Source organism: Paenibacillus sp. GYB003 (genome assembly GCF_036577625.1).
Classification (GTDB): Bacteria; Bacillota; Bacilli; order Paenibacillales; family NBRC-103111; genus Paenibacillus_AB.
This window is the reverse complement of sequence record NZ_JARBDC010000087.1, coordinates 36,394-61,412: the sequence shown is the minus strand read 5'-3', so window position 1 is coordinate 61,412 and position 25,019 is coordinate 36,394. Positions and strand designations below refer to the sequence as shown.

At 59.9% G+C, this 25,019-nt stretch carries 20 protein-coding genes; 14 read left to right on the top strand and 6 right to left on the bottom strand.

Annotated features, from left to right (window positions below; translation table 11 throughout):
• The first annotated feature begins 2 nt into the window (after positions 1 to 2).
• Entirely contained in the window at positions 3 to 1,361 is a 1,359-nt protein-coding gene (locus PV407_RS27585; protein WP_332093215.1) for an FAD-dependent oxidoreductase, read from the top strand.
• Between the two features lie 73 nt (positions 1,362 to 1,434).
• On the opposite strand, the gene PV407_RS27580 is transcribed toward PV407_RS27585, so the two are convergent.
• The gene (locus PV407_RS27580; RefSeq protein WP_332093214.1) at positions 1,435 to 2,235 is read right to left on the bottom strand and encodes an AraC family transcriptional regulator; all 801 of its coding nucleotides are present in this window, start codon (positions 2,233 to 2,235) and stop codon (positions 1,435 to 1,437) included.
• 201 nt (positions 2,236 to 2,436) lie between these two features.
• On the opposite strand from PV407_RS27580, the gene PV407_RS27575 reads away from it, so the two are divergent.
• Positions 2,437 to 3,225: a hypothetical protein gene (locus PV407_RS27575; protein WP_332093213.1), complete on the top strand. Its 789-nt coding sequence runs from the start codon at positions 2,437 to 2,439 to the stop codon at positions 3,223 to 3,225.
• Here the strand turns inward: PV407_RS27575 and PV407_RS27570 are convergent.
• Positions 3,222 to 3,545 carry a hypothetical protein gene (locus tag PV407_RS27570; RefSeq protein WP_332093212.1) on the bottom strand — a complete coding sequence of 108 codons (324 nt, stop codon included), beginning with the start codon at positions 3,543 to 3,545 and terminating at the stop codon, positions 3,222 to 3,224. The two genes, PV407_RS27575 and PV407_RS27570, sit on opposite strands and share 4 nt — an antisense overlap.
• A 63-nt stretch (positions 3,546 to 3,608) precedes the next feature.
• On the opposite strand from PV407_RS27570, the gene infC reads away from it, so the two are divergent.
• Both infC and PV407_RS27560 read left to right on the top strand, forming a co-directional pair.
• Positions 3,609 to 4,082: a translation initiation factor IF-3 gene (infC, locus tag PV407_RS27565; protein WP_332093211.1), complete on the top strand. Its 474-nt coding sequence runs from the start codon at positions 3,609 to 3,611 to the stop codon at positions 4,080 to 4,082.
• Positions 4,083 to 4,367: 285 nt separating this feature from the next.
• Entirely contained in the window at positions 4,368 to 6,035 is a 1,668-nt protein-coding gene (locus PV407_RS27560) for an NTTRR-F1 domain (RefSeq protein WP_332093210.1), read from the top strand.
• An 88-nt stretch (positions 6,036 to 6,123) separates the two neighbouring features.
• Here PV407_RS27560 and PV407_RS27555 read toward each other — a convergent pair whose 3' ends face one another.
• The gene (locus PV407_RS27555) at positions 6,124 to 7,035 is read right to left on the bottom strand and encodes a DUF4097 family beta strand repeat-containing protein (RefSeq protein ID WP_332093209.1); all 912 of its coding nucleotides are present in this window, start codon (positions 7,033 to 7,035) and stop codon (positions 6,124 to 6,126) included.
• Positions 7,036 to 7,412: 377 nt separating this feature from the next.
• On the opposite strand from PV407_RS27555, the gene PV407_RS27550 reads away from it, so the two are divergent.
• The 4 genes from PV407_RS27550 (at position 7,413) to PV407_RS27535 (ending at position 14,148) form a co-directional block, all read left to right on the top strand.
• A complete protein-coding gene (locus tag PV407_RS27550; RefSeq protein ID WP_332093208.1) occupies positions 7,413 to 7,883 on the top strand; it encodes a MarR family winged helix-turn-helix transcriptional regulator in 471 nt (156 codons plus the stop codon).
• A gap of 34 nt (positions 7,884 to 7,917) precedes the next feature.
• A complete protein-coding gene (locus PV407_RS27545; RefSeq protein WP_332093207.1) occupies positions 7,918 to 11,121 on the top strand; it encodes an MMPL family transporter in 3,204 nt (1,067 codons plus the stop codon).
• A 112-nt stretch (positions 11,122 to 11,233) separates the two neighbouring features.
• The gene (locus tag PV407_RS27540; protein WP_332093206.1) at positions 11,234 to 12,556 is read left to right on the top strand and encodes a replication-associated recombination protein A; all 1,323 of its coding nucleotides are present in this window, start codon (positions 11,234 to 11,236) and stop codon (positions 12,554 to 12,556) included.
• A 230-nt stretch (positions 12,557 to 12,786) separates the two neighbouring features.
• On the top strand, positions 12,787 to 14,148 hold the full coding sequence (locus PV407_RS27535) for an Nramp family divalent metal transporter (protein ID WP_332093205.1): 1,362 nt from the start codon (positions 12,787 to 12,789) through the stop codon (positions 14,146 to 14,148).
• Between the two features lie 80 nt (positions 14,149 to 14,228).
• On the opposite strand, the gene PV407_RS27530 is transcribed toward PV407_RS27535, so the two are convergent.
• Positions 14,229 to 15,296, bottom strand: coding sequence for a branched-chain amino acid aminotransferase (locus tag PV407_RS27530; protein ID WP_332093204.1), 1,068 nt, complete (start codon positions 15,294 to 15,296; stop codon positions 14,229 to 14,231).
• A gap of 171 nt (positions 15,297 to 15,467) precedes the next feature.
• Here PV407_RS27530 and PV407_RS27525 point away from each other — a divergent pair, with 171 nt between their 5' ends.
• The gene (locus tag PV407_RS27525; RefSeq protein ID WP_332093203.1) at positions 15,468 to 16,376 is read left to right on the top strand and encodes a LysR substrate-binding domain-containing protein; all 909 of its coding nucleotides are present in this window, start codon (positions 15,468 to 15,470) and stop codon (positions 16,374 to 16,376) included.
• A gap of 39 nt (positions 16,377 to 16,415) precedes the next feature.
• On the opposite strand, the gene PV407_RS27520 is transcribed toward PV407_RS27525, so the two are convergent.
• Together PV407_RS27520 and PV407_RS29685 are read right to left on the bottom strand one after the other, a co-directional pair.
• A complete protein-coding gene (locus PV407_RS27520; RefSeq protein WP_332093202.1) occupies positions 16,416 to 17,642 on the bottom strand; it encodes an MFS transporter in 1,227 nt (408 codons plus the stop codon).
• 329 nt (positions 17,643 to 17,971) lie between these two features.
• The gene (locus PV407_RS29685) at positions 17,972 to 18,139 is read right to left on the bottom strand and encodes a DUF5316 family protein (protein ID WP_442951717.1); all 168 of its coding nucleotides are present in this window, start codon (positions 18,137 to 18,139) and stop codon (positions 17,972 to 17,974) included.
• Between PV407_RS29685 and PV407_RS27515 the strand changes: the two genes are divergently transcribed.
• The 5 genes from PV407_RS27515 (at position 18,120) to PV407_RS27495 (ending at position 24,925) form a co-directional block, all read left to right on the top strand.
• Positions 18,120 to 18,323, top strand: coding sequence for a hypothetical protein (locus PV407_RS27515; RefSeq protein WP_332093201.1), 204 nt, complete (start codon positions 18,120 to 18,122; stop codon positions 18,321 to 18,323). The two genes, PV407_RS29685 and PV407_RS27515, sit on opposite strands and share 20 nt — an antisense overlap.
• Positions 18,324 to 18,366: 43 nt before the next feature.
• Positions 18,367 to 18,981, top strand: coding sequence for a DUF402 domain-containing protein (locus PV407_RS27510; protein ID WP_332093200.1), 615 nt, complete (start codon positions 18,367 to 18,369; stop codon positions 18,979 to 18,981).
• A gap of 514 nt (positions 18,982 to 19,495) precedes the next feature.
• Entirely contained in the window at positions 19,496 to 20,518 is a 1,023-nt protein-coding gene (locus PV407_RS27505) for an SGNH/GDSL hydrolase family protein (RefSeq protein WP_332093199.1), read from the top strand.
• A gap of 535 nt (positions 20,519 to 21,053) precedes the next feature.
• On the top strand, positions 21,054 to 22,835 hold the full coding sequence (locus PV407_RS27500) for an ABC transporter ATP-binding protein (protein ID WP_332093198.1): 1,782 nt from the start codon (positions 21,054 to 21,056) through the stop codon (positions 22,833 to 22,835).
• Between the two features lie 53 nt (positions 22,836 to 22,888).
• Complete coding sequence (locus tag PV407_RS27495) at positions 22,889 to 24,925, top strand: ABC transporter ATP-binding protein (protein WP_332093239.1); 2,037 nt, start codon at positions 22,889 to 22,891, stop codon at positions 24,923 to 24,925.
• The last annotated feature ends 94 nt before the right edge of the window (positions 24,926 to 25,019 follow it).

Genomic DNA, 25,019 nt, shown 5'->3' with positions numbered 1-25,019 from the left:
CCGTGACGAAAACGATTAAGGTTCCCGCAGCGGATATTCCGGTATATGCCGAAGTCGACGTTTTGGTGGTCGGGGGAGGACCGGCCGGGGTCGGGGCTGCGTTGGCCGCGGCGCGAAACGGGGCGTCGGTGCTGCTCGTCGAGCAGCGCGGCTATCTCGGCGGCATGGCGACGGTCGCACAAGTGCCGGCCTGGTGTCCGTTTACCGACGGGAAAAAACCGGTGATCCGGGGCATCGGCCTTGAAATCTTGAACGAAATGAAGTCCCGGATGGAGCCGGAATTCCAAGCCGTCTGGGGCGATAAGCTGAACTGGGTTCCGATCGACGCGGAGGTTCTCAAGAAGCTGCTGGACGACAAAATGACGGAGGCGGGGGTCCGGCTGCTGTACCACACCTTCGTCGGCAATGTCGTCCATAGCAACGGAACGGTCGAGGCCGCCATTATCCATAACAAAACGGGGACGCAGGCCGTCAAAGCCGGCCTGTTCGTGGACGCCTCGAGCGACGCGGATCTCGTCTACCATGCCGGAGGGCGGTTCGCCAAAGGCGGCGACGAGGGGGAGCTGCAGCCGGGAACGATGTGCTTCGTCATGAGCAATCTCGACCGTCTGAAATATATGGAGTACGTAAAGGAGCACGGCCCGAGTCTGAAAGCCGCCATTAACGAGGCCAAGGCGAAGGGCGCGCTGCGCGTAGCCCGGGATTGGGCGGGAATTTCCTGGGTCAACGATCATACCGCCGGGTTTAACTTCGGACACGTGTTCGGCATCGACGGCTCGAAGGCGGAGGACTTGACGCGGGGGGCGATCGAAGGGCGCGACCTCGTCCGGCATATCGTCGAATGGCTGAAGAAGACGATTCCCGGATTCGAGAACGGCTTCCTCGTCTTGACCGGGGAGCAGATCGGGATCCGCGAAACGCGGCGCATCGTCGGGGACGCGGTCGTGACCGTCGACGATTTTATGGCTTGCCGCAGCTTCCCCGACGATATCGCCCGCAATTCGTATTTTATCGATATTCATATGGCGAAGCCGACCGGCGGAATGGTCGTATCGCATTTGCCTCCGGGCGAATCCCACGGGATCCCGTACCGCGCCCTGCTTCCGCTGGGCATCGACAATGTCATCGTAGCGGGTCGCTCGATTTCTACCGATCGGGCAACCCAAGGCTCCACGAGAGTGATGCCGAACTGCCTGGCGATGGGAGAAGCGGCCGGCACGGCTGCCGCCATGCTGTCCAAACGGGGAATATCGTCCACCCGCGCCATCGATATCGAGGAGCTGCAAAGGCAGCTTGTCCGCCAAGGCGCCTGGCTCGGCGAAGAAGCGGACGCGAAGTTTCAACCGGAAAACAAGCCGTAACTCGCGCGAGACCTCGCGATCATGCCCCGGGGGCGGACGATGCGAGGTCTTTTTATTCGTATTCGGCTGATCGTTATTTGGAAAGCCGATATTGCTTCGGAGACATCCCGTAACGCAAACGGAAGGCGCGGCAAAAATACGGGTACGTTCGGAAGCCGGCCAATTCCGCGATCCGTTCCAGCGCCAGGCTGCTGTACAGAATATATTCGCGAGCAACGGACATTCGAATTTCGATGCAGTAATCCATCATCGATTGACCGAACGCGGCTTTGAACAGATGACACGCTCGGGACACGCTTAAACCGACGCTTCGGGCGATCCGCTCGAGGGTAAGCGGCTCGGTCGCGTTTTTCTCGATATACTGCTTCATTCGAAATGCGATAAAGGTCTCTTTGCCTTCGTTTTCTTTCGTCCTTTCATGGACGGCCTGCTCGATGGACAGGCACAACGCCCAGGCGAGCGAATTGAGCAGCTCCGACCGGATTCCGGGACGCTTTCGTTTTTCGGCGACTATGTGCCTCCACAGATGGATGAGACTTTCGTCGAACGAAATGTTGACTTTTTTGGGAAACGATCCGCGTTCCCACCATTCGTCGATTTTTTTGCCCGCGCAGACGAAATACATATCGGCGCTTACCGAGCGTTTGCCTTCCGCGTTCGGTTCGATCAGCAATTCGTACGCGTCTCCCGGCCCGTACAGCAGCAAATCGCCGGGAACGACGGGAGTGAGCCGATTGTCGATCCACGCCTTGCAGCTGCCTTCCAGCTGCAGACGAAATAAATAGAAGCTCAAGCCCTTTTTAAAGTTGGCATAGTAGGATTCGGAATGTCTGGAATATCCGGCATACAGCAGACTGGCTTCCGACGAATGCACCCGGTTTCACCCTCTCGTTCGATCACACATGCCCCCTGCGCAAATTCGCGAAACAGCGGTCATTGTTAGTATACATCAAAGACCGGTCCCCCGGCAGAACGTTCATCCGTCCCGAAACCAGGGGAACGAGCGTAACTTTCACGCACCGGTCATCGTCTAACACCATAAGACGCGAGCAGTTTTGCGAAGGGATGGAATGAAATGAAGGTGCGTGCAATCGCCGTTTTTGCAGCGGCGTTAGGGCTCGTCATGTCGAGCGGGTGCGAAGAACCGCCGGTCGGGGAGGGCGTCGCGCCCGCTTTGCCGGCAACCGCCGACGGGCCGAAATCGGCCTCGAACGGACCGGGGCCGGGCGAAGAGCGGGTACAAGGCGAACGCGAAACGGCGATGTTATCGGAGAACGAGCTGGAGGGCGAAAACGGCGAAGCCCTTCATGGCTTTAAGCTGCTCGTGCGGATGGTCGACGGCGTATATCGCGAGGAATCGGACCCCGGGCCTTTTCAGGGCCGGCAGTACGAAGGCCGGTTCGCGGCCGAACTGATCGACCGAAACGGAACGACCGTCGCATCGCTCGATTTGAACGACGCGTTCGGCGAATCGCCACTGCGTTTCCGCGAACCGTTCCCGATCCCGCTGCTCGACTATAACGGCGACGGCTTTCCCGAATTCGCCATCGGCCAGTACGCTTCCAGCAATTTGTACGCCTACCGGCTGTTTACCGTAAAACCGAACGAAATCGTCCGACTGAACATAACCGGCGTGCCCGAGCTGATGAGCTCGGACCGCAGTTACGCCGCGGCGTTTCCGCGGGCGGCGCCCGGATCGTTTACGGTACCCGTCTATGACAACAGCAAGGGGAGCCATTACGAAGAGCGGTTCGAATGGCGGGAAGGCGAGTTCCGGCTGGCGGGACGATCGGATCGGCAGCCGCTCGAGGCGCGCCCCGTCCGCGACGCCGAAGGACGGCTTGCCGTCGTGCCGCCGCTTTAAGACGGCCGGCTCCGGGATGCGCGCTTGCCGATCTCCTCCGTGACGACGAAAGCGAGCTCCTCGTTGCCGAACAGCGACAGGACGCCGAGCACCGTGTCGTCGGGAATGTCGCCGGCTTCTTCCTTCGGCACGGTCAGTTCGAGCGTTTGCCGCAGGGCGGCGTTGTCCGGCTGATCCGGATAGGCGCGCTTGTACAGCTCGGCCGGGTCGAGATCGCGGTTGACGCACCATTGGGCGAACACGAGAATCATCATGTTTTCGTCCCGCTCGTAATTGCGTCTGATTTGTTCCTCCAACTGCTTCGAATGTTCGCGGTTCATTTGAATATTCGCCTCCGTACGCGTAATATGGAACATTATAGCGAATGACCGGAGGGGACGGCAATGATCAAGAACGAGAAAATCAAAGCGTCGGAAGTCGAGCTGACCGGGGTGAACGGCGAAAACTTGGGCGTCGTCGCGACGGCGGAGGCGCTGGCCATGGCGAAAAAGCTGAAAGTCGACCTCGTCTGCACGTCGCTGGCGAGCAGCCCTCCGCCGTGCCGGCTCGTTGCGGCGGCGGCGGCCAAGCAAGAGGCGCAGCAGGCCGCCAAGCGGGAGCGGCCGCCGAAGGTGAAGGAAATTCGGCTCACGCCGCAAATCGAGGACCACGATCTTGCGACGAAAACGGAGCAGGCCGCGCGCCTGCTTCGGGGCGGCGATGCGGTACTGCTCGTCGTGCGCGTGCAGGGCAAGGAGGGCGGCGAGGCGAAGGCGCTGCTCGAAACGATGCTGAAGGAGCTGAAGCCGTTCGGGCGCCCCGCGACGGGCATCCAGGCAAGCGGGAAGCAGGCGGCCGTTCAACTGAATCCGGTCTGACCGGTTTCAAAAGAAGCACATACTTCGGGCGGCGGCGTCCAACGCCGCGATCGCCCGCGCCAAGCGAGCAGCCTCCGAATTTTATCGCCGTATGCGATAGAGTTCGGAGGCTTTTGCACATCTATTCGAAGCGGGGCGCGCCGCCCGAAGTACCCGAAGATGTGCGCCTCTCCCCGAACGAAGCCCGCTCCAAAGTTTCCGATCTTCGTATACTATCATATGCTTGGTCTTTCTCATTTTCATAGAGAAGTACAAGCAATGCCGCAAGATTGGAGGGGGTTTCCGATGTCGTTCAAAAATCTCGTAACCAACGGCGATTTCGAATCCGGTATGCTGGCGCCGTGGTCGCCGTTCAATGCGTCGATCCTATCGACATCGAGCCATAGCGGTCTGTTCAGCGTCCGGCTGCAGGGCGGGGCGGTGAACGCCTTCATTACGCAATTCGTGCCGGTAACTCCCGGGGCGACGTACGAGCTGCTGCTTTCCTTGGCGGATTCCGGCGCGGCGCCGAGTCCGCTCGTTTCGGTTTCGCTCGGATACTACGATGCGTCATTCCATTTTCTCGGCTACGGCTTGACCGACTCGTTTTATCCGAATCGGCTGCCGGAAGGCGCAAATTCCACCTGGCTGACGGCTTACCGGATCGCCTCCGCGCCGGTGCCTCCGAACGCCGTTCAAGCCCAGCTGTTCATCGGTAAATCTTCGATGGCGGGCTCTTCCGACGTGCTCGTCGACGACGTGCAGCTTCTGGATACGACCGGCGCCTCGGGCGCTACAGGCGCCACGGGGGCTACGGGAGCGACGGGAGTTACGGGAGCGACGGGACTGGCCGGTGCTACCGGGACGACCGGAGCCGCGGGGGCGACTGGCGCAACAGGGGCGACAGGAACGACGGGAGCGACAGGAGCGACCGGGGCGACCGGAGCAACGGGAGTCACAGGCGTAACGGGACCGACGGGAGCAGGAGCTGGAGTTACGGGAGCGACAGGAACGACTGGAGCTACGGGGACTACGGGAGCGACGGGTGCGACGGGGGCAACCGGCGGGACAGTGTTTCCTGTATCCGTCAACCGAATCTATGTGGCGAACTCCGGAAGCAATAACGTCACCGTCATCGACGGATTCGGCTTGTCGATTCTCGCAACGATTCCGGTAGGAGCATTTCCGACCGAGGCCGCCGTCAATCCCGTCACGGGCCGGGTATACGTGACGAATCAAAACAGCAATAGTGTATCCGTAATCGACGCTTCCACGAATACGATTGCCGCCACGGTTCCGGTCGGCGCCTTTCCGGTCGGCATTGCCGCGAACCCGGTGACCAACCGGATATACGTGGCCAACCAGCTTGCGAATAATGTGTCCGTCATCGACGGTTCCACGAATACGGTTATAGCTACCGTTCCGGCCGATGTCGGTCCGGTCGGAGTAGCCGTCAATCCCATTACGAACCGAATCTATGTGACGAACACCGTCAGCAATACGCTTACTGTAATAAACGGCAATACAAACGGGGTTATAACGAATGCGGGAGGACTCGGCAACAGCCCGACGGGTGTCACGGTCAATCCGTTAACGAATGCGATTTATGTAGCGAATTTAAACGCAAGTTCGGTTTCCGTTTTAAACGGAATCACGAATACGGTTCTGGCTGTAATCGGGGTAGGTACGAATCCGTTCGGGATCGCCGCGAATCCGAATACGAATTTGATTTATGTATCGAACTCCGGCGACGCCACTTATTCGGTTATTGACGGGTCTACCAACACCGTCATCGTTACTCCGAGCTTACCGGCGACTTTTCCAAGAGGAGTTGCGGTAAATCCGTTGACAAACGCCATTTTCATCGCCAACGACATAAGCAATTCGGTCACCGTCATCAACGGGATCAACCAATCGCCGGTTGCACTGCTACCTGCCGGTACAACTCCGATCGGAGTCGGCATCTTTCCTTGATGTTACATGTAAAGCCCGCCCCCATCTCCCCGGCGAATTCCGTTTCGCCATAGGATAGGGGCGGGCCGCTTATTGCCCTTCGAGCCGGTTAATCCAGCCTGAAATCGCCGGAGCCGGTGACGACTTTCAGCATCGTGTCGCCTCCGCCGAACGAGCCTTTGATTTTTCGGCCTTCCTCCTCTTTCTCCTTGTACTGGAAGCCGTCCCATTTTATATGTCCGCTTCCCGAGCCGCCGCGGTAGTCGACGGCAAGCGACTTCGGCTCGCGATCCAGCGAAACGGTCACGTTGCCGCTGCCGGCCGACAAGTCCGCGTCGCGAGTCAGCTCGGCCGCTTCGAGCCGGATATTGCCGGAGCCCGCATCGCCTTTCAGCTTCGCTTCGCCGTCCTTGAGCGTCACATTGCCGCTGCTCGCATGAAACTTGAGCAACTCCGCTTTATAGCCGCTCGCCTCGATGTTGCCCGAGCTCGAACGGAGCTCGATCGTCGTCGCTTCGCCGTCCGCGAGCTCCACGTTGCCGCTGCTCGATTGGACCTCGATCGTTTTGCCGGCCACGTTTTCCATCGAAATGTTGCCGCTGCTTACTTTCGCCTTCAGCACGTTCCACTGCTTGTCGGGCAGCTCGACGGTCAGCGCCACGTTTTCGAAACGAAAGCCGATATGGAACCCGTCGGGCTTGTCGATCCCGATTTTCAGCGTATCGCCCTTCGGCTCGGCTCTCAGGCCGAACCCGTCCGCGATGTTCGGGCTCGCTTTGCCTTCCAGCCGCACTTCGATCCGCTCCGAGCCGCCGCGGACAATCGTCACGTCCGTGCTCGACGTTTCGATTTCCACATTTTGCACGTTGCGCGCTTCGAACGATTGCTCGACGTTCACTTCCTTCGAGCCGAAAATCGGCCAGCTCCGCGCAAAGCCGCCGCCGGGCCCCCAAAATGCGAGCGCCCCCCAAACGAGCAGGGCGATTACGATGACGCCGATCGTATTTCTTTTGCTTCTCACTTTCGTATCCTCCTCATAGGCCCCCGATACGAGAATCGGGACCGTCCCGCAGCTTCTTTTATCCGAACGCTTCGGGGTCACTGTTCCGGCCAAGCCGATTTTGCGGTCGGTTGATTCATTCCGGTTATTAGTGTAGCATCGATCGCTTTGACCGGACAACGGACCGTCGGCGGAACCGAAATCAAGACCAAAGGCCAGTTGCGATTCGGCCTTCGGGTGCCAATTGGGGCTCGAATAGGCAGGAATGACTCGCGTTGTCGAGAAACCATCGTTTCGATTGACTCCGCTCCGGGCGACATGATATAGTTCTAGCATCAAATGGTTCGACAATGAAATATTTTTACGGTCGAACAACTTGTCCGCGAAAGGAGGCTACCATGAACGAAGAAACGCTGCAGCAAATCATATCCCGCTACGAGAACGCGCACTTTACCGTAAACCGCAGGCTGAACGCGCTGCTGCGCGACCTTGTGCCGGAGGAGCTGACGATCGACCAAGTTTTCGTCATGCGCTACTTGTCCAAAAAAGGAAAGAGCACTTCGTCCGAGCTGGCCGAATCGTTCTGCGTCGGTAAAAGCTCGATAACCGCCATTATTACGAGGCTGTTCGACAAGCATCTGATCAAGCGGATCCCGGACGACAAAGACCGGCGCGTCACCTATATCGAGCTGACGGAGGAAGGGAGCCGGGTAACGGACGAGATGGACGATAAAATCGGACGGCTGCTGTCCGGCTATATCGCGCAGTTCGAGCAGCGGGAGGCGGAGACGTTCATCGCGACGTTCGAAAGGCTGGCCGAGGTGCTGGCGGACAAACGGGACGATTCCGGATCGCACGGCGATCGTTGAACGACTATGGAAGCGAAAGGGGCATTTCGGATCGATGAGGACCATAATCAAGCTGAGATGGCTCGTGCTCGCGCTGTGGCTGGCGGGCGCGGCCGCGCTGTTTTTGACGGCGCCGGGCATGGCGGATTTGGTGCGGGACAAAGGGCAGATCACGGTTCCGGACGGCTACTCGTCGACGAACGCGGCCAAGCTGCTGAAGGAAATGAACGAAGGGGCGGGCGACAGCGGAGCCGGTCGCAATCTCTCGTCGGTGCTCGTGTTTCATCACGAAGCCGGCTTGTCCCCGGCCGATCTGGCCGAGGTGAAGCGCGGCGTCGACAAGCTGAAGAACGGCGAGGAGACGTACGGCATCGCCTCCGTCACGACGCATTTCGATATGAAGGAGCTCGAGAAGCAGATGGTGTCGGCGGACGGCAAAACGGTGCTCGTCCTCGTGAACGCGTCGTCGGAAGGCCGAACGCCGGAGGAGGTGCGCACGGCGCTGTACGACGCCGTGTCGGACGTGAAAGTCGACCATTACTACACCGGCAGCTGGCTCATTAACGAAGACGTCATCCAAAGCTCGCAGGAAGGGCTGAAAAAAACGGAGGGCATTACGGTCGTCTTCATTTTGGCCATTTTGTTCGTCGTATTCCGATCGGCGATCGCGCCGTTCATTCCGCTTCTGTCCGTCGGGCTCACGTATTTGGTATCCCAGTCGGTTGTGGCGTTTCTCGTCCGCTACTTGGATTTTCCGCTATCGAACTTTACGCAAATTTTTCTCGTCGCCGTCTTGTTCGGCATCGGCACCGACTACTGCATTTTGCTGATCAGCCGGTTCAAGGAAGAGCTGGCGCACCGCGGCGACAAAACGGAGGCGATCGTGGAAACGTACCGGACCGCGGGCAGAACGGTGCTGTTTTCCGGACTCGCCGTGCTGGTCGGCTTCGCCTCGATCGGATTGTCGACGTTCGTGCTGTACCGGTCCGCGGTCGCGGTTGCGGTCGGCGTCGCCGTGCTCCTGGTCGCGCTGTTTACGCTCGTGCCGTTTTTCATGGCGGTGCTCGGCAAATCGATCTTTTGGCCGGTCAAAGGGACGCTGGAGCATAAGCCGAGCCGGCTGTGGGGAGCGGTCGGATCGTTTTCGCTGCGAAAGCCGGTTTGGGCGCTCGTCCTGCTGGCCGTCCTGATCGTTCCGTTTCTGGCCGCCTACAAAGGGTCGACCACCTTCGATTCGATGGTCGAAATCGGCGACAAATACGACTCGGTCAAGGCGTTCCGAGTCATCTCGGACAGCTTCGGCCCGGGCGACTCGCTGCCGTCCGCGGTCGTGCTCAAGGCGGATAAGCCGATGGATTCGTCCGAGGGGCTGGCCGCCGTCGAGCAAATTTCCAGGGAGCTGGCGAAAGTCGAGGGCGTCAAAACGGTGCGCAGCGCCACGAGACCGACCGGCGACGCGCTGCAGGATTTCCAGGTGACGCGTCAGCTCGGCATGGTCGACGACGGACTCGGCCAGAGCAAGGACGGTCTCGGCCAAATCGGCAAAGGGCTGTCCGACGCCAGCAAAGCGATCAGCGGCAATGCGCCGAAGCTGAGCGAAGCCGCTCAAGGCGCCGAGCGACTGGCCGCCGGCACGAACGAGCTGAAGGCCGGAGTGGTCCAGCTCGGCGACGGGCTGAAGCGGCTGGAAGCGGGCTTGCGGGACGGTTCGGCGGGAGCGGAGCGGCTGAAGGCGGGGCTGGCCGAAGCGAAAACGAGCGCCGAGCGGCTCGCCGCGTCGAGCAAGCAGCTGTTTGCGGGGTATAAGGAAATCGGCGGAGGTCTCGGCCAATTGGAGAAAGGCTACGGCGAGCTGGCCGCGCAGCAGGACAACGTCGTCCAAGGACTCTCCGATCTAAGCGCCGGACTCGGCGGTCTGGAGCAAAAAGCGCCGCAGCTGAAGGACGATCCGGACTACTTGAGAACGGCAGCCGCCGTGAAGCAGCTGCAAACGGGCGCGGCCGGCATCGCGGACGGCCTGAAGCAGCTGAACGCGCAGCTGGGCGGGATCGCCCGCGGCATCGGCGAGGCGAATGCGGGATACGAGCAAGCCGTCGCCGGGCAATCGATGCTGGCGGCCGGCCTCGATCGGCTCGTCGGCGGGATTGCCGAGCTGCAGGCGGGGATCGATCAGGCGGCCGACGGGCAGGGGCAAATCGTCGCGAAAATTCCCGCGATGACGTCGGGACTCGACGAGCTGTCCGCCGGGCAGCGCCAATTGCAGTCCGGGTTCGAGGAATTGAACGCCCAGCTCGGACAATTGACGAGCGGTCTCGACCAAAGCGTCGGCGGACTCGAGCAAGTGACGGGCGGCCTCGCCTCCGCGCAATCGTTTCTCGGCGAGCTGTCGGACGCCCCGAACAAGCAGTTGACCGGATGGCATGTTCCGAACGAAGCTTTGCAAAACGCCGATTTTCAAAAATCGCTCGACGCTTACATGTCCGAAGACCGCAAGACGGTCAAGTTCGACGTCGTGTTCGAAGGAAACCCGTACGCGGCGGAAACGTTGGCGAAAACGGGCGAGCTGAACGCCGCGGTGCAGCGCGCGCTTCCGGGCAGCGGCTTCGAAAAGGCGACCTATGCGGTCGACGGCGTCACGAGCATGAACCATGACCTGCAAACGATATCCGAAAGCGATTATTCGCGCACGATGACGCTGATGCTCATCGGCATCGCGATCATATTGATCGTGCTGTTCCGTTCGGTCGTCATGCCGATTTATCTCATTTTGTCGCTGCTCGTCACATTCTATACGTCGATGGCGATCACCGAAGTCATTTTCGTCCGGATGCTCGGGAACGAAGGGATCAGCTGGGCGGTGCCGTTTTTCGGCTTCGTCATGCTGATGGCGCTCGGCATCGACTACAGCATATTCCTGATGGACCGGTTCAAGGAATACCGCCATTTGCCGCCTCGCGAAGCGATATTGAAGGCGATGGAAAATATGGGCTCTGTCATCATGTCGGCCGCCGTCATTCTCGGCGGTACGTTCGCGGCGATGCTGCCGTCCGGCGTCATGTCGCTGCTGCAAATCGCCACGATCGTCCTGTGCGGACTGTTCTTATACGCGCTCGTCATTTTGCCGTTGTTCATTCCGGTCATGGTACGGATGTTCGGGCCGGCCAACTGGTGGCCGTTTATGGACCGGAGCGAGCGGTACGACGGGCGAGCCGAACTGCCCGGCGCGATCGCGAGCGTCCATTCGCACGCGGACCGGTAAGTTGCCGGGGGTGCGGCCGGTTGGTATAATGAGACAAGGACAAGGCACGAAGCCGTCATCGCTCCGGTGACGGCTTTTGCCGTACGACGAAAGTTTTTGCGAAGCGGGGAGAATGCCGGTGGATTTGTTTACGTACGACGACGAGACGAAGACGGCCGGACGGCTGCTGGCGGACCGGATGCGCCCGCGGACGCTGGACGAATATTTCGGGCAGGAGCATATTGTCGGACCGGGCAAGCTGCTGCGCCGGGCGATCGAAGCGGACCAGGTCGCCTCGATTTTGCTGTACGGGCCGCCGGGCTCGGGGAAAACGACGCTGGCGGGCATCATTTCGAATGCGACGAACGGCGAATTCGTCCGGCTGAACGCGGTGGACGCTTCGGTGAAGGACGTTCGCGACGTTATCGAGCAGGCGAAGGCGAACAAGGCGATGTACGGCAAGAAGACGATTTTGTTTCTCGACGAGGTGCACCGGTTCAACACGTCCCGCCAGGACGCGCTGCTGCCCGCCGTCGAGCAGGGGATCATTACGCTGATCGGCGCAACGACGGAAAATCCGTTTCACCACGTGAACGGAGCGCTTTTGTCGCGCTCGACGCTGTTCGAGCTGAAGCCGCTGACGCACGAGCATTCGCTGCAGGCGATGCGGCGCGCGCTCGCGGATCGCGAGCGGGGGCTCGGCTTTATGCCGATCGAGGCGGACGAGGACGCGCTGCGGCATATGGCCGCGATGGCGAACGGCGACGTTCGCCGGGCGCTGAACGCCCTGGAGCTGGCCGCGCTGACGACGGCGCCGGATGCGGACGGCACGATCCGCATTACGCTCGATGTCGCCGAGGAGTCGATTCGCCGGCCGACGATCAAGGCGGACGAGTCGACGCAGTACGACGTGCTCTCCGCGTTTCACAAAAGCGTCCGCGGCTCGAGCGACGCCGCGCTGTACTGGTTTTTGTACGCCGTCGAGAAGCTCGGCATGGATCCGATGACGTTTTTGCGCCGGCTGATCGTCGCGTGCAGCGAAGATATCGGGCTGGCCAACCCGCAGGCGATGGTGCAGGCGGTGACGGCGATGGACGCCTACCATAAAATCGGCTGGCCGGAGGCGAAGTACAACATCGCCCAGGCGATCCTGTTCGCGGTCGAAAGTCCGAAGTCGAACTCGATTCCGATCGCCATCGGCAACGTCATGCAATCGCTGGAACGGACGAAATCCGCGGACGTGCCGCTTCATCTGCGCGACGCCCATTACAAGGGAGCCAAGCAGCTCGGCCATATCGGGTACAAATATCCGCACGATTACGAAGGCCACTATGTGGAACAGCAATATTTGCCGGACGCGATCCGCGGCGAACATTTTTTTACCGCGTCCGACCAAGGAACGGAACAAAAAATGAAGCAAAACCAGCTGCTGCGCCGGCGCGGCGGACGATCGTGAGCGGTTTGCCGGATTGATGGTTTGCCGAATTGGCGGATGGACGGAACGGTTCCCGGGGGGCCGTTCTTTTTCCATCATGTTCTCCTTGACAAAAAAAGATGCGAGAGTACAATTTGAGGTGTGACGGATGCTCGATGCGAGCGTCAGGCAGTCATTTTTTTTAATTAAAAGTTGCACATGGCAAACATAGTTTGTTGCGCACAAATATAGAGACGAATCAGGTGAACGACATGAACGAAAACCGTGCGAATATGGGACTTTCCTCCCCGGACGAAGGCTGGAGACGCGCGAGATCGCAGCCGTCGCTTCCCGAAGTGCACGGCAGCCTGCGCGTCCCGAAAACGGGCTCGTGGATCAAAAAGTTTTTGGCGTTCGTCGGCCCGGGCTACCTGGTCGCCGTCGGGTACATGGACCCGGGCAACTGGGCGACCGATATCGCCGGCGGCTCGATGTTCGGCTACTCGCTGCTCTCCGTCATCGTGCTGTCGAATATGATGGCGATCGTGCTGCAGGCGCTCGCCGGCAAGCTCGGCATCGTGACCGGGCGCGACTTGGCCCAGGCGTGCCGGGACCATTACCGCAAGCCGGTCGCCTTTACGCTGTGGATCTTATGCGAGCTGGCCATTGCCGCCTGCGACCTGGCGGAAGTGATCGGCTCGGCGATCGCGCTCCATCTGCTGTTCGGCATCCCGCTCGTGTACGGGGTTTTGATCACGGCGGTCGACGTGCTGATCGTGCTGCTCTTGCAAAACAAAGGGTTTCGGTTTATCGAAACGCTCGTCGTCGTGCTGATCGTGACGATCGGGGGCTGCTTCGTAACCGAAATTTTTCTTTCCAAGCCGGATATGGGCGGCATCGTGCACGGCTTCGTGCCGTCGACCGGGCTCGTGACAAACCCGGCGATGCTGTATATTGCGATCGGCATTCTCGGCGCGACCGTCATGCCGCACAATTTGTACCTGCACTCCTCGATCGTGCAGACGCGCCGCATCGAGCCGACGCGCGAAGGCAAACGGCTGGCGATCAAATACGCGACATGGGATTCGAGCATCGCCCTGTTTTTCGCCTTGTTCATCAATGCGGCGATTTTGATTTTGTCGGCGGCGACGTTCCACAGGGCGGGGATGACCGAGGTGGCGGAAATCGGCGACGCCTACCGGCTGCTCACGCCGCTGCTCGGCACGACGATCGGCAGCATTTTGTTCGGCGTCGCCCTGCTCGCATCGGGCCAAAACTCGACGCTGACGGGCACGCTCGCCGGTCAGATCGTGATGGAAGGCTTCCTGAACATTCGTTTGGCGCCATGGCTGCGACGGCTGATTACGCGGCTGATCGCGATTATCCCGGCCGTCATCGTGACGGCGATCGCTGGCGAGAAAGGGACGACCGAGCTGCTTATTTTAAGCCAGGTCATTTTATCGCTCCAGCTTTCGTTCGCGGTCGTTCCGCTCATCCGATTTACGAACGACAAAAGGAAGATGGGGGAATTTGCCAACCCGCCCTGGCTGAAACTCGTGTCGTGGTTTATTGCCGCCATTATTATCGGTCTTAACGCATATTTGCTGTACGGCGTTTTTTTCGGAAGGGCCTGATGCGATCGACAAAAAAAGGGACTTTCTTCGCTTTCGCGGGAAAGTCCCTTTCGCATGCCGGGGGCCGGGCGGTCGGACGGTTATTCGACGACCGCGTTCCAGCCGAACGTATCCGGTACCGTGCCGTTTTGAATGCCCGTAATCGTATCGTAAATTTTTTGCGCCAGCTCGCCGATCTTGCCTTGATTGATCGTCATCGTATGCTCCTGCCAGTGCAGCTCGCCGACCGGGGAGATGACCGCCGCGGTGCCGGTGCCGAACGCTTCCTCGAGCTTGCCGTCAAGCGACGCCTGATAAATTTCCCGGATCGAAATTTTGCGCTCCGTCACCGGCACGCCCCACGTCTTCAGCAGATGAAGCACGGAATCGCGCGTAATGCCGGCCAGTATGCTGCCGTTCAGCTCGGGGGTGACGACTTCGCCGCCGATTTTGAAAAACATGTTCATGCTGCCCACTTCTTCGACGTACGTATGCTCCTTGCCGTCGAGCCACAGCACCTGCGAAAAGCCTTCCTCTTTCGCTTCCTCCTGCGCCTTGATGCTGGAGGCATAGTTGCCCGCCGTCTTGGCGAACCCCGTTCCGCCGCGCACGGCGCGGACGTATTGGCTCTCTACGTTGATTTTGACCGGGTGGATGCCTTCTTTGTAGTACGCGCCGACGGGAGACATAATGATCGCGAACAAATAGCGCTTGGACGCCCTGACGCCGAGACAAGGCTCGATCGCCATGATGAACGGCCGGATATACAGCGAGGTGCCTTCCGCGGAAGGGACCCATTCGCGGTCGATCGAGACGAGCGCTTTCACGTATTCGACGAACGCCGCTTCGTCCAGATGCGGGATGTTGAGCCGCTCGTTCGACACGTTCAGCCGCTCGGCGTTTTTGTTCGGACGGAACAGCACGATGCGGTCGTCCTTCGTCCGGAACGCCTTCAGCCCTTCGAAGACGGCTTGGCCGTAATGAAACACCATGGCGGCCGGGTCGAGCGTCAGCGGCCCGTACGGAACGATGCGCGGATCATGCCAGCCTTGACCTTCCGTATAATCGAGCAAAAACATGTGATCGGTAAACGTTTTGCCGAACTCCAAATTGCTTGCGTCCGGCTTTTGTTTCGGGGACAAGCTTTGCACGTACCGGATATTGCTCATTTTGTTCTCCACTCCCTGGTCAAATTGAATGTCGGTGCTGCAGCCGCAAGGGCGAAATCTCGAACGTGATATGTTTTCTATTATAAATCGATTTGTATCATTGAACAATCCAATCGTTTCTATTATTATAATAGATTATACCAATTATTTACTGCGGCGAGGGGGGCGGCCATGGAACTGAGGCATCTCGAATATTTCGTCACGATGTGCCAGGAGCTTCATTTTACGAGAGCGTCCGAGAAGCTCGGCATTTCCCAGCCGACGCTCAGCCAGCAAATTCGCGCGCTCGAGCAGGAGACGGATACGCTGCTGTTCAACCGGGTCGGCAAAAAAGTGATCGTGACCGAAGCGGGCAATTTGCTGTACCGTCACTGCTTGCGCATTTTCGACGAGCTCGGCCAGGCGCAGGCGGCCATCCGGGAGCTGAAAGGGCTCGGCCGGGGCGAAATTCGCATCGGCTGCGCCGGCAATCATATGCTGATTACGCCGATCGTCTCGTTCCACCGCGCGTACCCCGGCATTACGATCAACGCCGCCGAGCTGAGCACGGAGGAGACGAGGCAAGGATTGCTCGACAACCGTTTGGACGTCGGCGTCGTCTTTTTGCCCGTCGAAGGCGAGCAGCTGACCAGCATTCCGCTCTATACGGAAAAGCTGAGCCTGGCCGTGTCCGAAACGCATCCGCTCGCCGGCGCCGACAAGGTCGAGCTGGACCGTCTGCGCGATCTGCCGATGGCGCTGCTCCCGCCGAAGTTTCTCGTCAGGCAACTGATCGACAGGGCGACGCAGACGAAAGGATTCCGGTTCCAACCGGCGGTGGAAATGACGACGCTCGACTCGCTGCTCGACCTGGTCGCCCTGAATATCGCTTCGACCATTTTGCCGGGTACGTATCTTCGGGACGTCGCGCACCAAAACATTCGCATCGTTCCGATTGTCGATCCGACGCCGCAGCGGGTCGTCGGCATCGTTTACCGGAACGACATGTTCGTCTCGTCCGCGACCCGCGCGTTTATCGCCAATTTGCAGGAAACGCTTCGCGAGGGGGATGCGCGTCCGCGGCCGGGGGCGCAACGATAAAGAGCCGGAAGCGTCCGCATCCGGCTCTCGAAACGAGCTTTAAGATTCCGCGACTTGCTTTCGGGAAGAAGCCGCATCGCGGGATATCGAAAACTTCGGTATTTTCAGCATCGCGGCCAAAAGCAGCAGCGCGACGCCCGTAAAGACGAAGACGACCGGAATCGGCACCTGGGTCGCGGCGAATCCGCCGAGGAGCGGGCCGAGCATCAGCCCCATCTGGTGCGACGATTGATTGAGGCTGAAGGCGCGGCTGCGGAACGCCGGGTCGGTCCGTTCGGCGATAAACGCGTTCAAGGCCGGATATACCCCGGCGAAAAACAAGCCGTAGCCGAAGCGCAGCGCGCCGAAGCCGACCAAGCTGTGAAACAGCACCTGCAGCACGTTGCCGATGCCGCCGCCGAGCAGGCCGATGAACAGCACCTTCTCGTAGCCGATCCTCGTGCCGAATTTGCCCCACCACGGCGCGGCGATCAGCGTGGCGACGCCGACGGCCGAGAAGATGATGCCGGCGTACAGCGAGGCGGAGGAGGCGTCCGAGCCGATCTGCTGGACATAGATCGTAAGCAGCGGCTCCAGCAGCATGACCGACGTCGTCGTCACAAATACGACGACGAAGGCGATGATCAGGCTCCGGTTGGACGCCGCCACCTTCAAGTCCTGCGCGATCGACGATCGCTTCGCCGTCGATTTGTTGAACGAAGGCTCCTTCACCCAGAACAGGCAAATGAGAAAGGCGACGGCGACCATGCCGCTCGCCAGCGCGAACGTATCCCGCGGTCCGATCATATGGCTGACGATGCCGCCGAGGAGCGGACCGATAACCGAGGCGGCCGCGCTGGACGTCGAGATGACCCCGAGCGCGTAGCCCATATGCTTTTCCGGCGTGTTGGTGGCGATCAGGGCGATCGCGGACGGAATATAGCCGGCCAGCAATCCTTCCAATATGCGCGCGCCGATCAGCTCGTACGGACCGTCCACGATGAAATACAAGAAGTAACAAAACGACAAACAGATGCCGGCGCGCAGCATCATCGGCTTGCGGCCGTATTTGTCGGCGAGCGAGCCCCAGAACGGGGCGATCAACGCTCCGGACAAAAAGGTGACCGCAAAAACGACGCCGGTCCAAGCTTCCAGATGCTCGGTAACGCCCAAGTCGTGCTCCAAAAAAATCGACATGAACGGTATCGACACCGAGTACGCCATGCTGACGAGAAACGTGCCGATCCATAATACGACCAAATTGCGTTTCCACGAAAAACCCGCCACGAGTATAAGCACTTCCTTGCCGTTAATATTCCTATCTATCATACCATTTGGGGAATGCGCCGCTTATAAAGTATTGTTATGGACGCGATCACATTTTTTGATCGTCGGCAATAACATAACGCAGCTTAGAGACGCCGGCTGTATGTTCGCAAGACGTCCTGCGGCGCTTTTATGGAGGATCGCCCGTCACCGGGGCGGGGCGGACCGTGTCGATTTGCCGGCAATAGCGATACTGAAGTTCGTAAGCACAATCGCACCTCGGCATTCGGCTCCGATAACGGTTACTCGATTCGTTAGCTCGAGATCCGCTCACGGGAGCTCACCGTGCGTCAAAACAGCTTGGAGCCGAAGTACAGAAGCAGGCACAACGTCAAATTGGGAGCGCTCACCCAAATCCAAAACGTCGAATACTTAAGTCTCCGGTCGAGCGAATGCATGTCCTCCGTTGCAGCGTCGACGCGCCTGGAGTCGGACTCGATGAACGCGCCGGAAAACAAAGCGGCGAGAAGCAGGGCGATTCACCCGGCCGCTCCGGAGAAACGGATTGCGACGCCGACATCCTGCGCGGCGGCGGACAGCGCGGCGATCATTGCGGCAATCGTCAGACCGATCCCGAACGGTTTGCGCATAGCGGCCTCCTTGTTTCGATCCGTTTTGAAGGAAATCGGGTACCGGATCTAGAATGGAAATCACAGTCAATCATTCGTAAAATTGGAGTGATTTTATGTCCTTCCATTTAACTTTTCGTCCCGGCGAGCCTGTCGTCCTGCGGCGGGTGTGGAACGGAACCGTATACCGAGTCACGACGGCGACGGTCGTACGCGATGACGCCGAGCGGATCGCCTTGTATTGGGGGCCGGGCTATCCGATCAAGTCGAGACGAAACTTGCTCTCCGTCACAGCTTCCGTCCATACGGGCATGCAGGACGGTATGTGGGGAGGCACGGAGGTGCTTTTGCTGGCATCGCCCGAAGCGTCTCACGCCGTCTGCGCCTTCTGGCGCTCCGAGGATCGCCGGTTTTTGGGCTGGTACATCAATTTGCAGGCGCCGCTGCGTCGGATGTCCGTCGGCTTCGATACGACGGATTACTTGCTCGACATTACCGCCAATCGGGAACGGACCGAATGGTCTTGGAAAGACGAAGCCGAATTCGAGGAGGCGGTCGCCGCGGGCAACTTTTCCTCGGAGCAAGCGGCAGCCATCCGGGCGGAAGGGGAGCGCGCGATCCGGCTGCTGCAAGCCGGCCCGGCCGCCTATTACGACTCATGGATCGACTGGTCGCCTCCGCCCGATTGGCGGCCGCCCGTTATGCCGCCGAACTGGGATGCGGCGGAATAGGCAGAAAGGGCGGCGACGCGCGACATGTTGACGTTTTCCGAGTGCGTTCCTTCATTCGCCGCATGCTGCTCGAACCCGCGATCACTTAAGCGCGCGCATACAAAGCCAATCGCCCGAAGCGGCCGCCGCAGAGGCAGAGCGACCGTTTTTCATTTGGAACGTTGCTTACGAATCTCGGTATCGTTATTTGCGGCAAAACGAACGATTTTTTTTGTTTAACGAACCGAGCCAACCTTATTTCGCGAAAAAAGGGGGGCATCGACCATGCGGCGGTCCCAATAACGTTGCCTCGATTCGTTGGATCGGCCGGTCCCCCGTATTCAGGCTTCTTAGCGTTATGCCGATTCGTCAGCGCCAAGACACGCATCGGTTTCATTAATAATTGATCGAAGCGCTAATTTTCGGCGGATAAGGGGTGCGATGAAGCCGTTTCCGATGGAAAGTTTTGGGTTGTCAACCGTGCCGATCCCTTGTACATTTAAGTGGGACGACTATGGAAAGGGGAAATGGGCATATGCAGAAAATAGAGCTGAGCGGCTCGTTATTCAAAGGCGCCGTTTCGCTGGAGCAAACGGGAGACGGAATCAAGCCGTGGCGCATTCCTTACAAGCAGTACGATTTGTTTCCGCCGAACGGCATTAACGGGACGGCCGCGGTGTCCGCAGGGGTTCGGCTGCGGTTCGCCAGCGATACGACGGCCGTTTCGGTCGAGCTCGCTCCGTCAGATATTCAGGTGCAGATCGATCTCGTCGTCGGCGACGCTCCCGTCGTGACGCGAGTGCTCGAGCCCGGCGAAACGGTCGCACGATTCGGGCAGCTGCCCGGCGGGAGCAAGACGATCGAAATCTTTCTCCCGCAAAAAGCGCCGTCAACCGTCAGGACGATCGGTATCGACGAAGGAGCCGCCTGGCATATTCCGGACGATCGCCGTCCGAAATGGATTACGTACGGCAGCTCCATCACGCAGTGCGGCGGAGCGTTCAGCCCGGCGCAAACGTGGCCGGCGATCGTCGCCCGAAGGTTCGGGCTCGATTTGACGTGTCTCGGCTATTCCGGCAACTGCCATCTGGAGCCGATGGTCGCCCGCATGATCCGGGATTTGGACGCCGATGTCATTTCGATGTGCCTGGGCATCAACGTGTACGGCGGCAGCACGCTGAACAAACGGACGTTCCGGGCGGCCGTCATCGGCTTCGTCCAAATCGTGCGCGAGAAGCATCCGGATACGCCGATCGCCGTCATGTCGCCGATCTGGTCGCCGCCGCGCGAAACGACGCCGAACACGGTCCAGTTCACGCTGTGCGAAATGCGCGAGGAAATCGTGGAGGCGGTGAACGCGATGACCGCCTTGGGAGACAGCCGTCTTCATTACGTCGACGGGCTGACGATTTTCCACGAGGCGTATGCGGAGCATTTGCCGGATAACCTGCATCCGAACGGCACGGGCTATGCGATAATGGGCGACAACTTCGGGGATAAGGTGATGGGACCGCTGCTGGCCCGGTACGGGCTCGACCGGGAGCGGGCGATGCGCTGACGCCGCGGGCGGGACGAAACTCCGCCTTGCGGCGCGGCGCTTGAAGCGACGGGGATCGGCCGATTTTTCGGACGGGCGCATGGAGCCGATACGTCGAACGAGCGCCAACGTTAAACCCGGACGCGAGCTAAAAACGGGTATAATCGTTTTTTCTGCCGGGCGACAATTGACAGACGAAATCTCCCCGTGATAACGTAACAATTGGAACTAACGCTTACGAGACCGGGGAAGGAGAAGCCGTCATGAAAAAGGATGAATTCCGCACCGATGCGACGCAAGCTGCAGCAGCAAGGAATTTCATCGATCGTGACGCGGCCTCCTGAAGCTCCGGACAACGGCAGCAACCTATGCCGCATGAGCCGGTTATCGAAGGCGCCGGTCACGAAAAGCTCGTGGCGTGCGCCTTTTCGTTATAGGACGAAGCACATCGCATTCGGGCGGTGTGCTTTTTTCGGTTGCGTCGGCCGTCGGAAAAGCGAGTAAGAAAGACGGTTTCGACGGATCGGATATTCGGATATAGAGAGGAGAGAGAAACATGCTGTCCGTACTGACTAAGCTGGGCTGGTTTTTCCGGCAGGAATGGAAACGATACACGGTCGCCGTCGTGCTGCTGATCGCCTCCGGCATATTGGAGATCATTCCGCCGATGCTGGTCGGCCGCTCCATCGACGCGATCAACGTCGGGGGGATCGATTGGGAGACGATCCGCGTGACGCTCGTGCAGCTCGTTACGATTACCGCCTGCGCGTACCTGATCAACTTCACGTGGCATTACAAGCTGTTCGGGGGCGCGTTTGTCGTCGAACGGCTCATGCGCTCGCGGCTCATGCGCCATTTTCTGAAAATGACCCCGACGTTTTACGAACGGAACCGGACCGGCGATTTGATGGCGCTCGCCACGAACGATTTGCAGGCCGTTTCGCAGACGGCCGGCTTCGGCATTTTGACGTTTTTGGATTCGACGCTGTGGATGGCGACGCTGCTCGTGACGATGACCGCGTTCGTTTCGTGGAAGCTGACGCTGGCGGCGATATTGCCGCTGCCGATTATGGCGATCTTGGTCAGCCTGTACGGCAAATGGATCCACAAACGGTTCATGGACGCGCAGGACGCGTTCGGAGCGATGAACGACGGCGTGCTGGAGACGATATCCGGCATCCGCGTCATCCGTGCCTACGTGCAGGAGCGGGCGGCGGAAAACCGCTTTGCGGCGGTCACGAAAGACGTGCTCGACAAAAACATCGCGGTCGTGCGCATCGATGCGCTGTTCGAGCCGACGATGAAAATATTGACCGGCGCAAGCTACTTGATCGGGCTCGGCTACGGCGCCTATCTCGTCTACCATAACGAGCTGACGATCGGCGGTCTCGTCGCGTTCAACGTCTATTTGGGGATGCTGATCTGGCCGATGTTCGCCATCGGCGAGCTGATCAACATTATGCAGCGCGGCAACGCGTCGCTCGATCGCGTCGGCGCGACGCTCGGCTGGAAGCCGGACGTGGCCGACACGGAGCCCGAGGAGGCGGCGCGGGTCGACGAGCGGCCGGGCGAGATCGAGTTCCGCAACGTGACGTTCCGGTATCCATCGTCTTCGGTCGATAACTTGCGCGACGTTACGTTCAAGCTGCGGCCCGGCCAAACGCTCGGCATCGCCGGACGAACCGGCAGCGGCAAGACGACGCTGATCAAGCAGCTGCTTCGCGAATACCCGGGCGGCGAAGGCGCCGTCACGATTTCCGGGACGCCGATCGAGCGAATCGACACCGATCTGTTGAAATCGTGGTACGGCTACGTGCCGCAGGAGCAGTTTTTGTTTTCGCGAACGGTGCGGGCGAACATTATGTTCGGCAGCCGGGACGGGAACGCGACGGACGAGGAGCTGCAGGAGGCGATTGCGGCGTCCGCCTTGAAAAACGATATGGCGTTTTTGCCGAAAGGGCTCGAGACGACGGTCGGCGAAAAAGGGGTATCGCTGTCCGGCGGTCAAAAGCAGCGGGTGTCGATCGCGCGGGCGCTTATCGCCGATCCGCACATTTTGATGCTCGACGATGCGCTGTCGGCCGTCGACGCGCGGACGGAGGCGGAAATCGTGGAGAACATTCGCCGAACGCGCTACGGCAAAACGACGCTCATCGCGACGCACCGGCTGTCCGCGATCCAGGAGGCGGACTGGATCGTCGTCATGGACGAAGGGAAAATCGCCGAGCAGGGGACGCACGAGCAGCTGATGCGACTCGGCGGCTGGTATAAAGAGCAGTTCGAAAGACAGCAGGTGGACGCGAAACGGTCCGCCTTCGAAGGCGGTGAATCGGAATGAGCATGGAACCCGAGCTTTACGATCTTGACATCGACCGCGCGGCGGGCAAGCCGATGAAGACGCTCGTCCGGCTGATCCGGTACGCCCTTCATTACAAAACGCAGCTGCTGATCGCCCTGCTGATGCTCGCCGTCGCCGTCGGCACGGAACTGGCCGGACCGCTCGTGGCGAAACGGCTGATCGACGTGCATATAACCGGCGTCGAGAAGCCGTGGTATCGCACGGCGGGGAACGCCGGGAGCGGCTATGACGTCGAATACGGCGGCGCGACGTACAAGCGCGAGGACCATTTCGCGGAAGGGGAAGCGCGGGGCGCGGAGGCTCGGGTGCTGCAAGTCGAGCGGCACTACTATTTCGTGCCGGGAGCGATCGCCTTCGACGGGGAGCGAAGCGAGACGCCGGACGGCAAGCTGCGGATCGTGCGGGGCGAACGGCAAGCCGTGTACGAAGCGCAGAAGCTGTCCGCCGCGGATATGTACGCCTTTTTCCGCCCGGAGCTGGGCGGTTTGATCCGGCTGTGCTGGGCTTATTTCGGCCTGCTCGTCGTGTCGGCCGCGTTTTCGTACGGGCAGCGCTACGTGCTGCAGGCGGCGTCGAACCGGATCATCCGCAACATGCGCTCCGACGTGTTCGGGCAAATGAACCGGCTCCCGGTCCGCTATTTCGACAATTTGCCCGCGGGCAAAGTCGTGTCGCGGATCACGAACGACACGGAAACGCTTCGCGAGCTGTACGTGACGGTGCTGGCCAACTTTTTCACGGGAACGATTTACATGACCGGCATTTTCGTCGCCTTGTTCCTGCTGGACAGCCGGCTTGCCGCGATCTGTCTGTTCATCATCCCGATACTGGCGCTCTGGATTTACGTGTACGGCAAAAAAGCGAAATCGTACAACCGGACGATCCGCTCCGCCGTAGGCGAAATCAACGGCGTCATCAACGAGTCGATCCAAGGGATGCAGGTCGTCAAAGCGTTCCGCGCCGAGAAACGGATGGAAGCGGAGTTCGAAGCGATCAACTCGAAGCTGTTTACGTTCCGCAACAAGCTGCTCAGCCTGAATTCGTGGACCGGCTACAACCTCGTCGGCGTCATCCGCAACATCGCGCTCGTGGCGGTCATCTGGTTTTTCGGGGCGGAGGCGCTCAGCGGTCCGGAAGCCGTCGTCACGCTCGGCGTGCTGTACGCGTTCGTCGATTACTTGAACCGGCTGTTCAATCCGATCGTGAACATCGTCAACCAGCTGCCCAACCTGGAGACGGCGCTCGTGTCCGCGGAGCGGGTGTTCGTGCTGCTGGACGAAGCCGGGGAGGACGTATCGGACCGGACGATGAAACGGTTCGCGGGCAACGTGAGGTTCGAGGACGTCTCGTTCGCCTACAAGGACGACGAGTACGTGCTGCGAAACATTTCGTTCGAGGCGAAGCAAGGACAGACCGTGGCGCTCGTCGGCCATACGGGCTCGGGCAAAAGCTCGATCCTGAACTTGCTGTTCCGCTTCTACGATCCCAGCGGCGGACGCATCACGATCGACGGCACCGACATTCGCGAGCTGCCCCGCCAAACGATGCGGAGGCATATGGGCATCGTGCTGCAGGATCCGTTCCTGTTCACGGGGACGATCGCCTCCAACGTTTCGCTGGACGACCCGGCCATTACCCGGGAGCGGATCGAGAAGGCGCTCGTCGACGTCGGCGCCGACAAGCTGCTTCGCCATTTGCCGAAGGGCATCGACGAGCCTGTCATCGAGAAAGGGAGCACGCTGTCGGCCGGCCAGCGCCAGCTCGTCTCGTTCGCCCGCGCGCTCGCCTTCGATCCGGCGATTCTCATCCTCGACGAGGCGACGTCCAACATCGACACGGAAACCGAGGCGCTCATCCAAAATGCGCTGGAAGTCGTCAAGCAGGGGCGGACGACGTTCGTCATCGCCCACCGGCTGTCCACGATCAAGAGCGCCGATCTCATTCTCGTGCTCGACCGCGGCGTCATCGTGGAACGGGGCAATCACGACGAGCTGATGCGGAGGCGGGGCAAGTATTACCAGATGGTGCAAATTCAGCAGGGGGAGCTGGCGCCTACCGTCGCACGTTGACGGAAGGGGCGCGGCTCCTTTTTTTTGCGATGCTCCGATCGGGTCGAACTATGACCTCGATTTGCCGTTGAGAACGATTATCATTTATAATGGA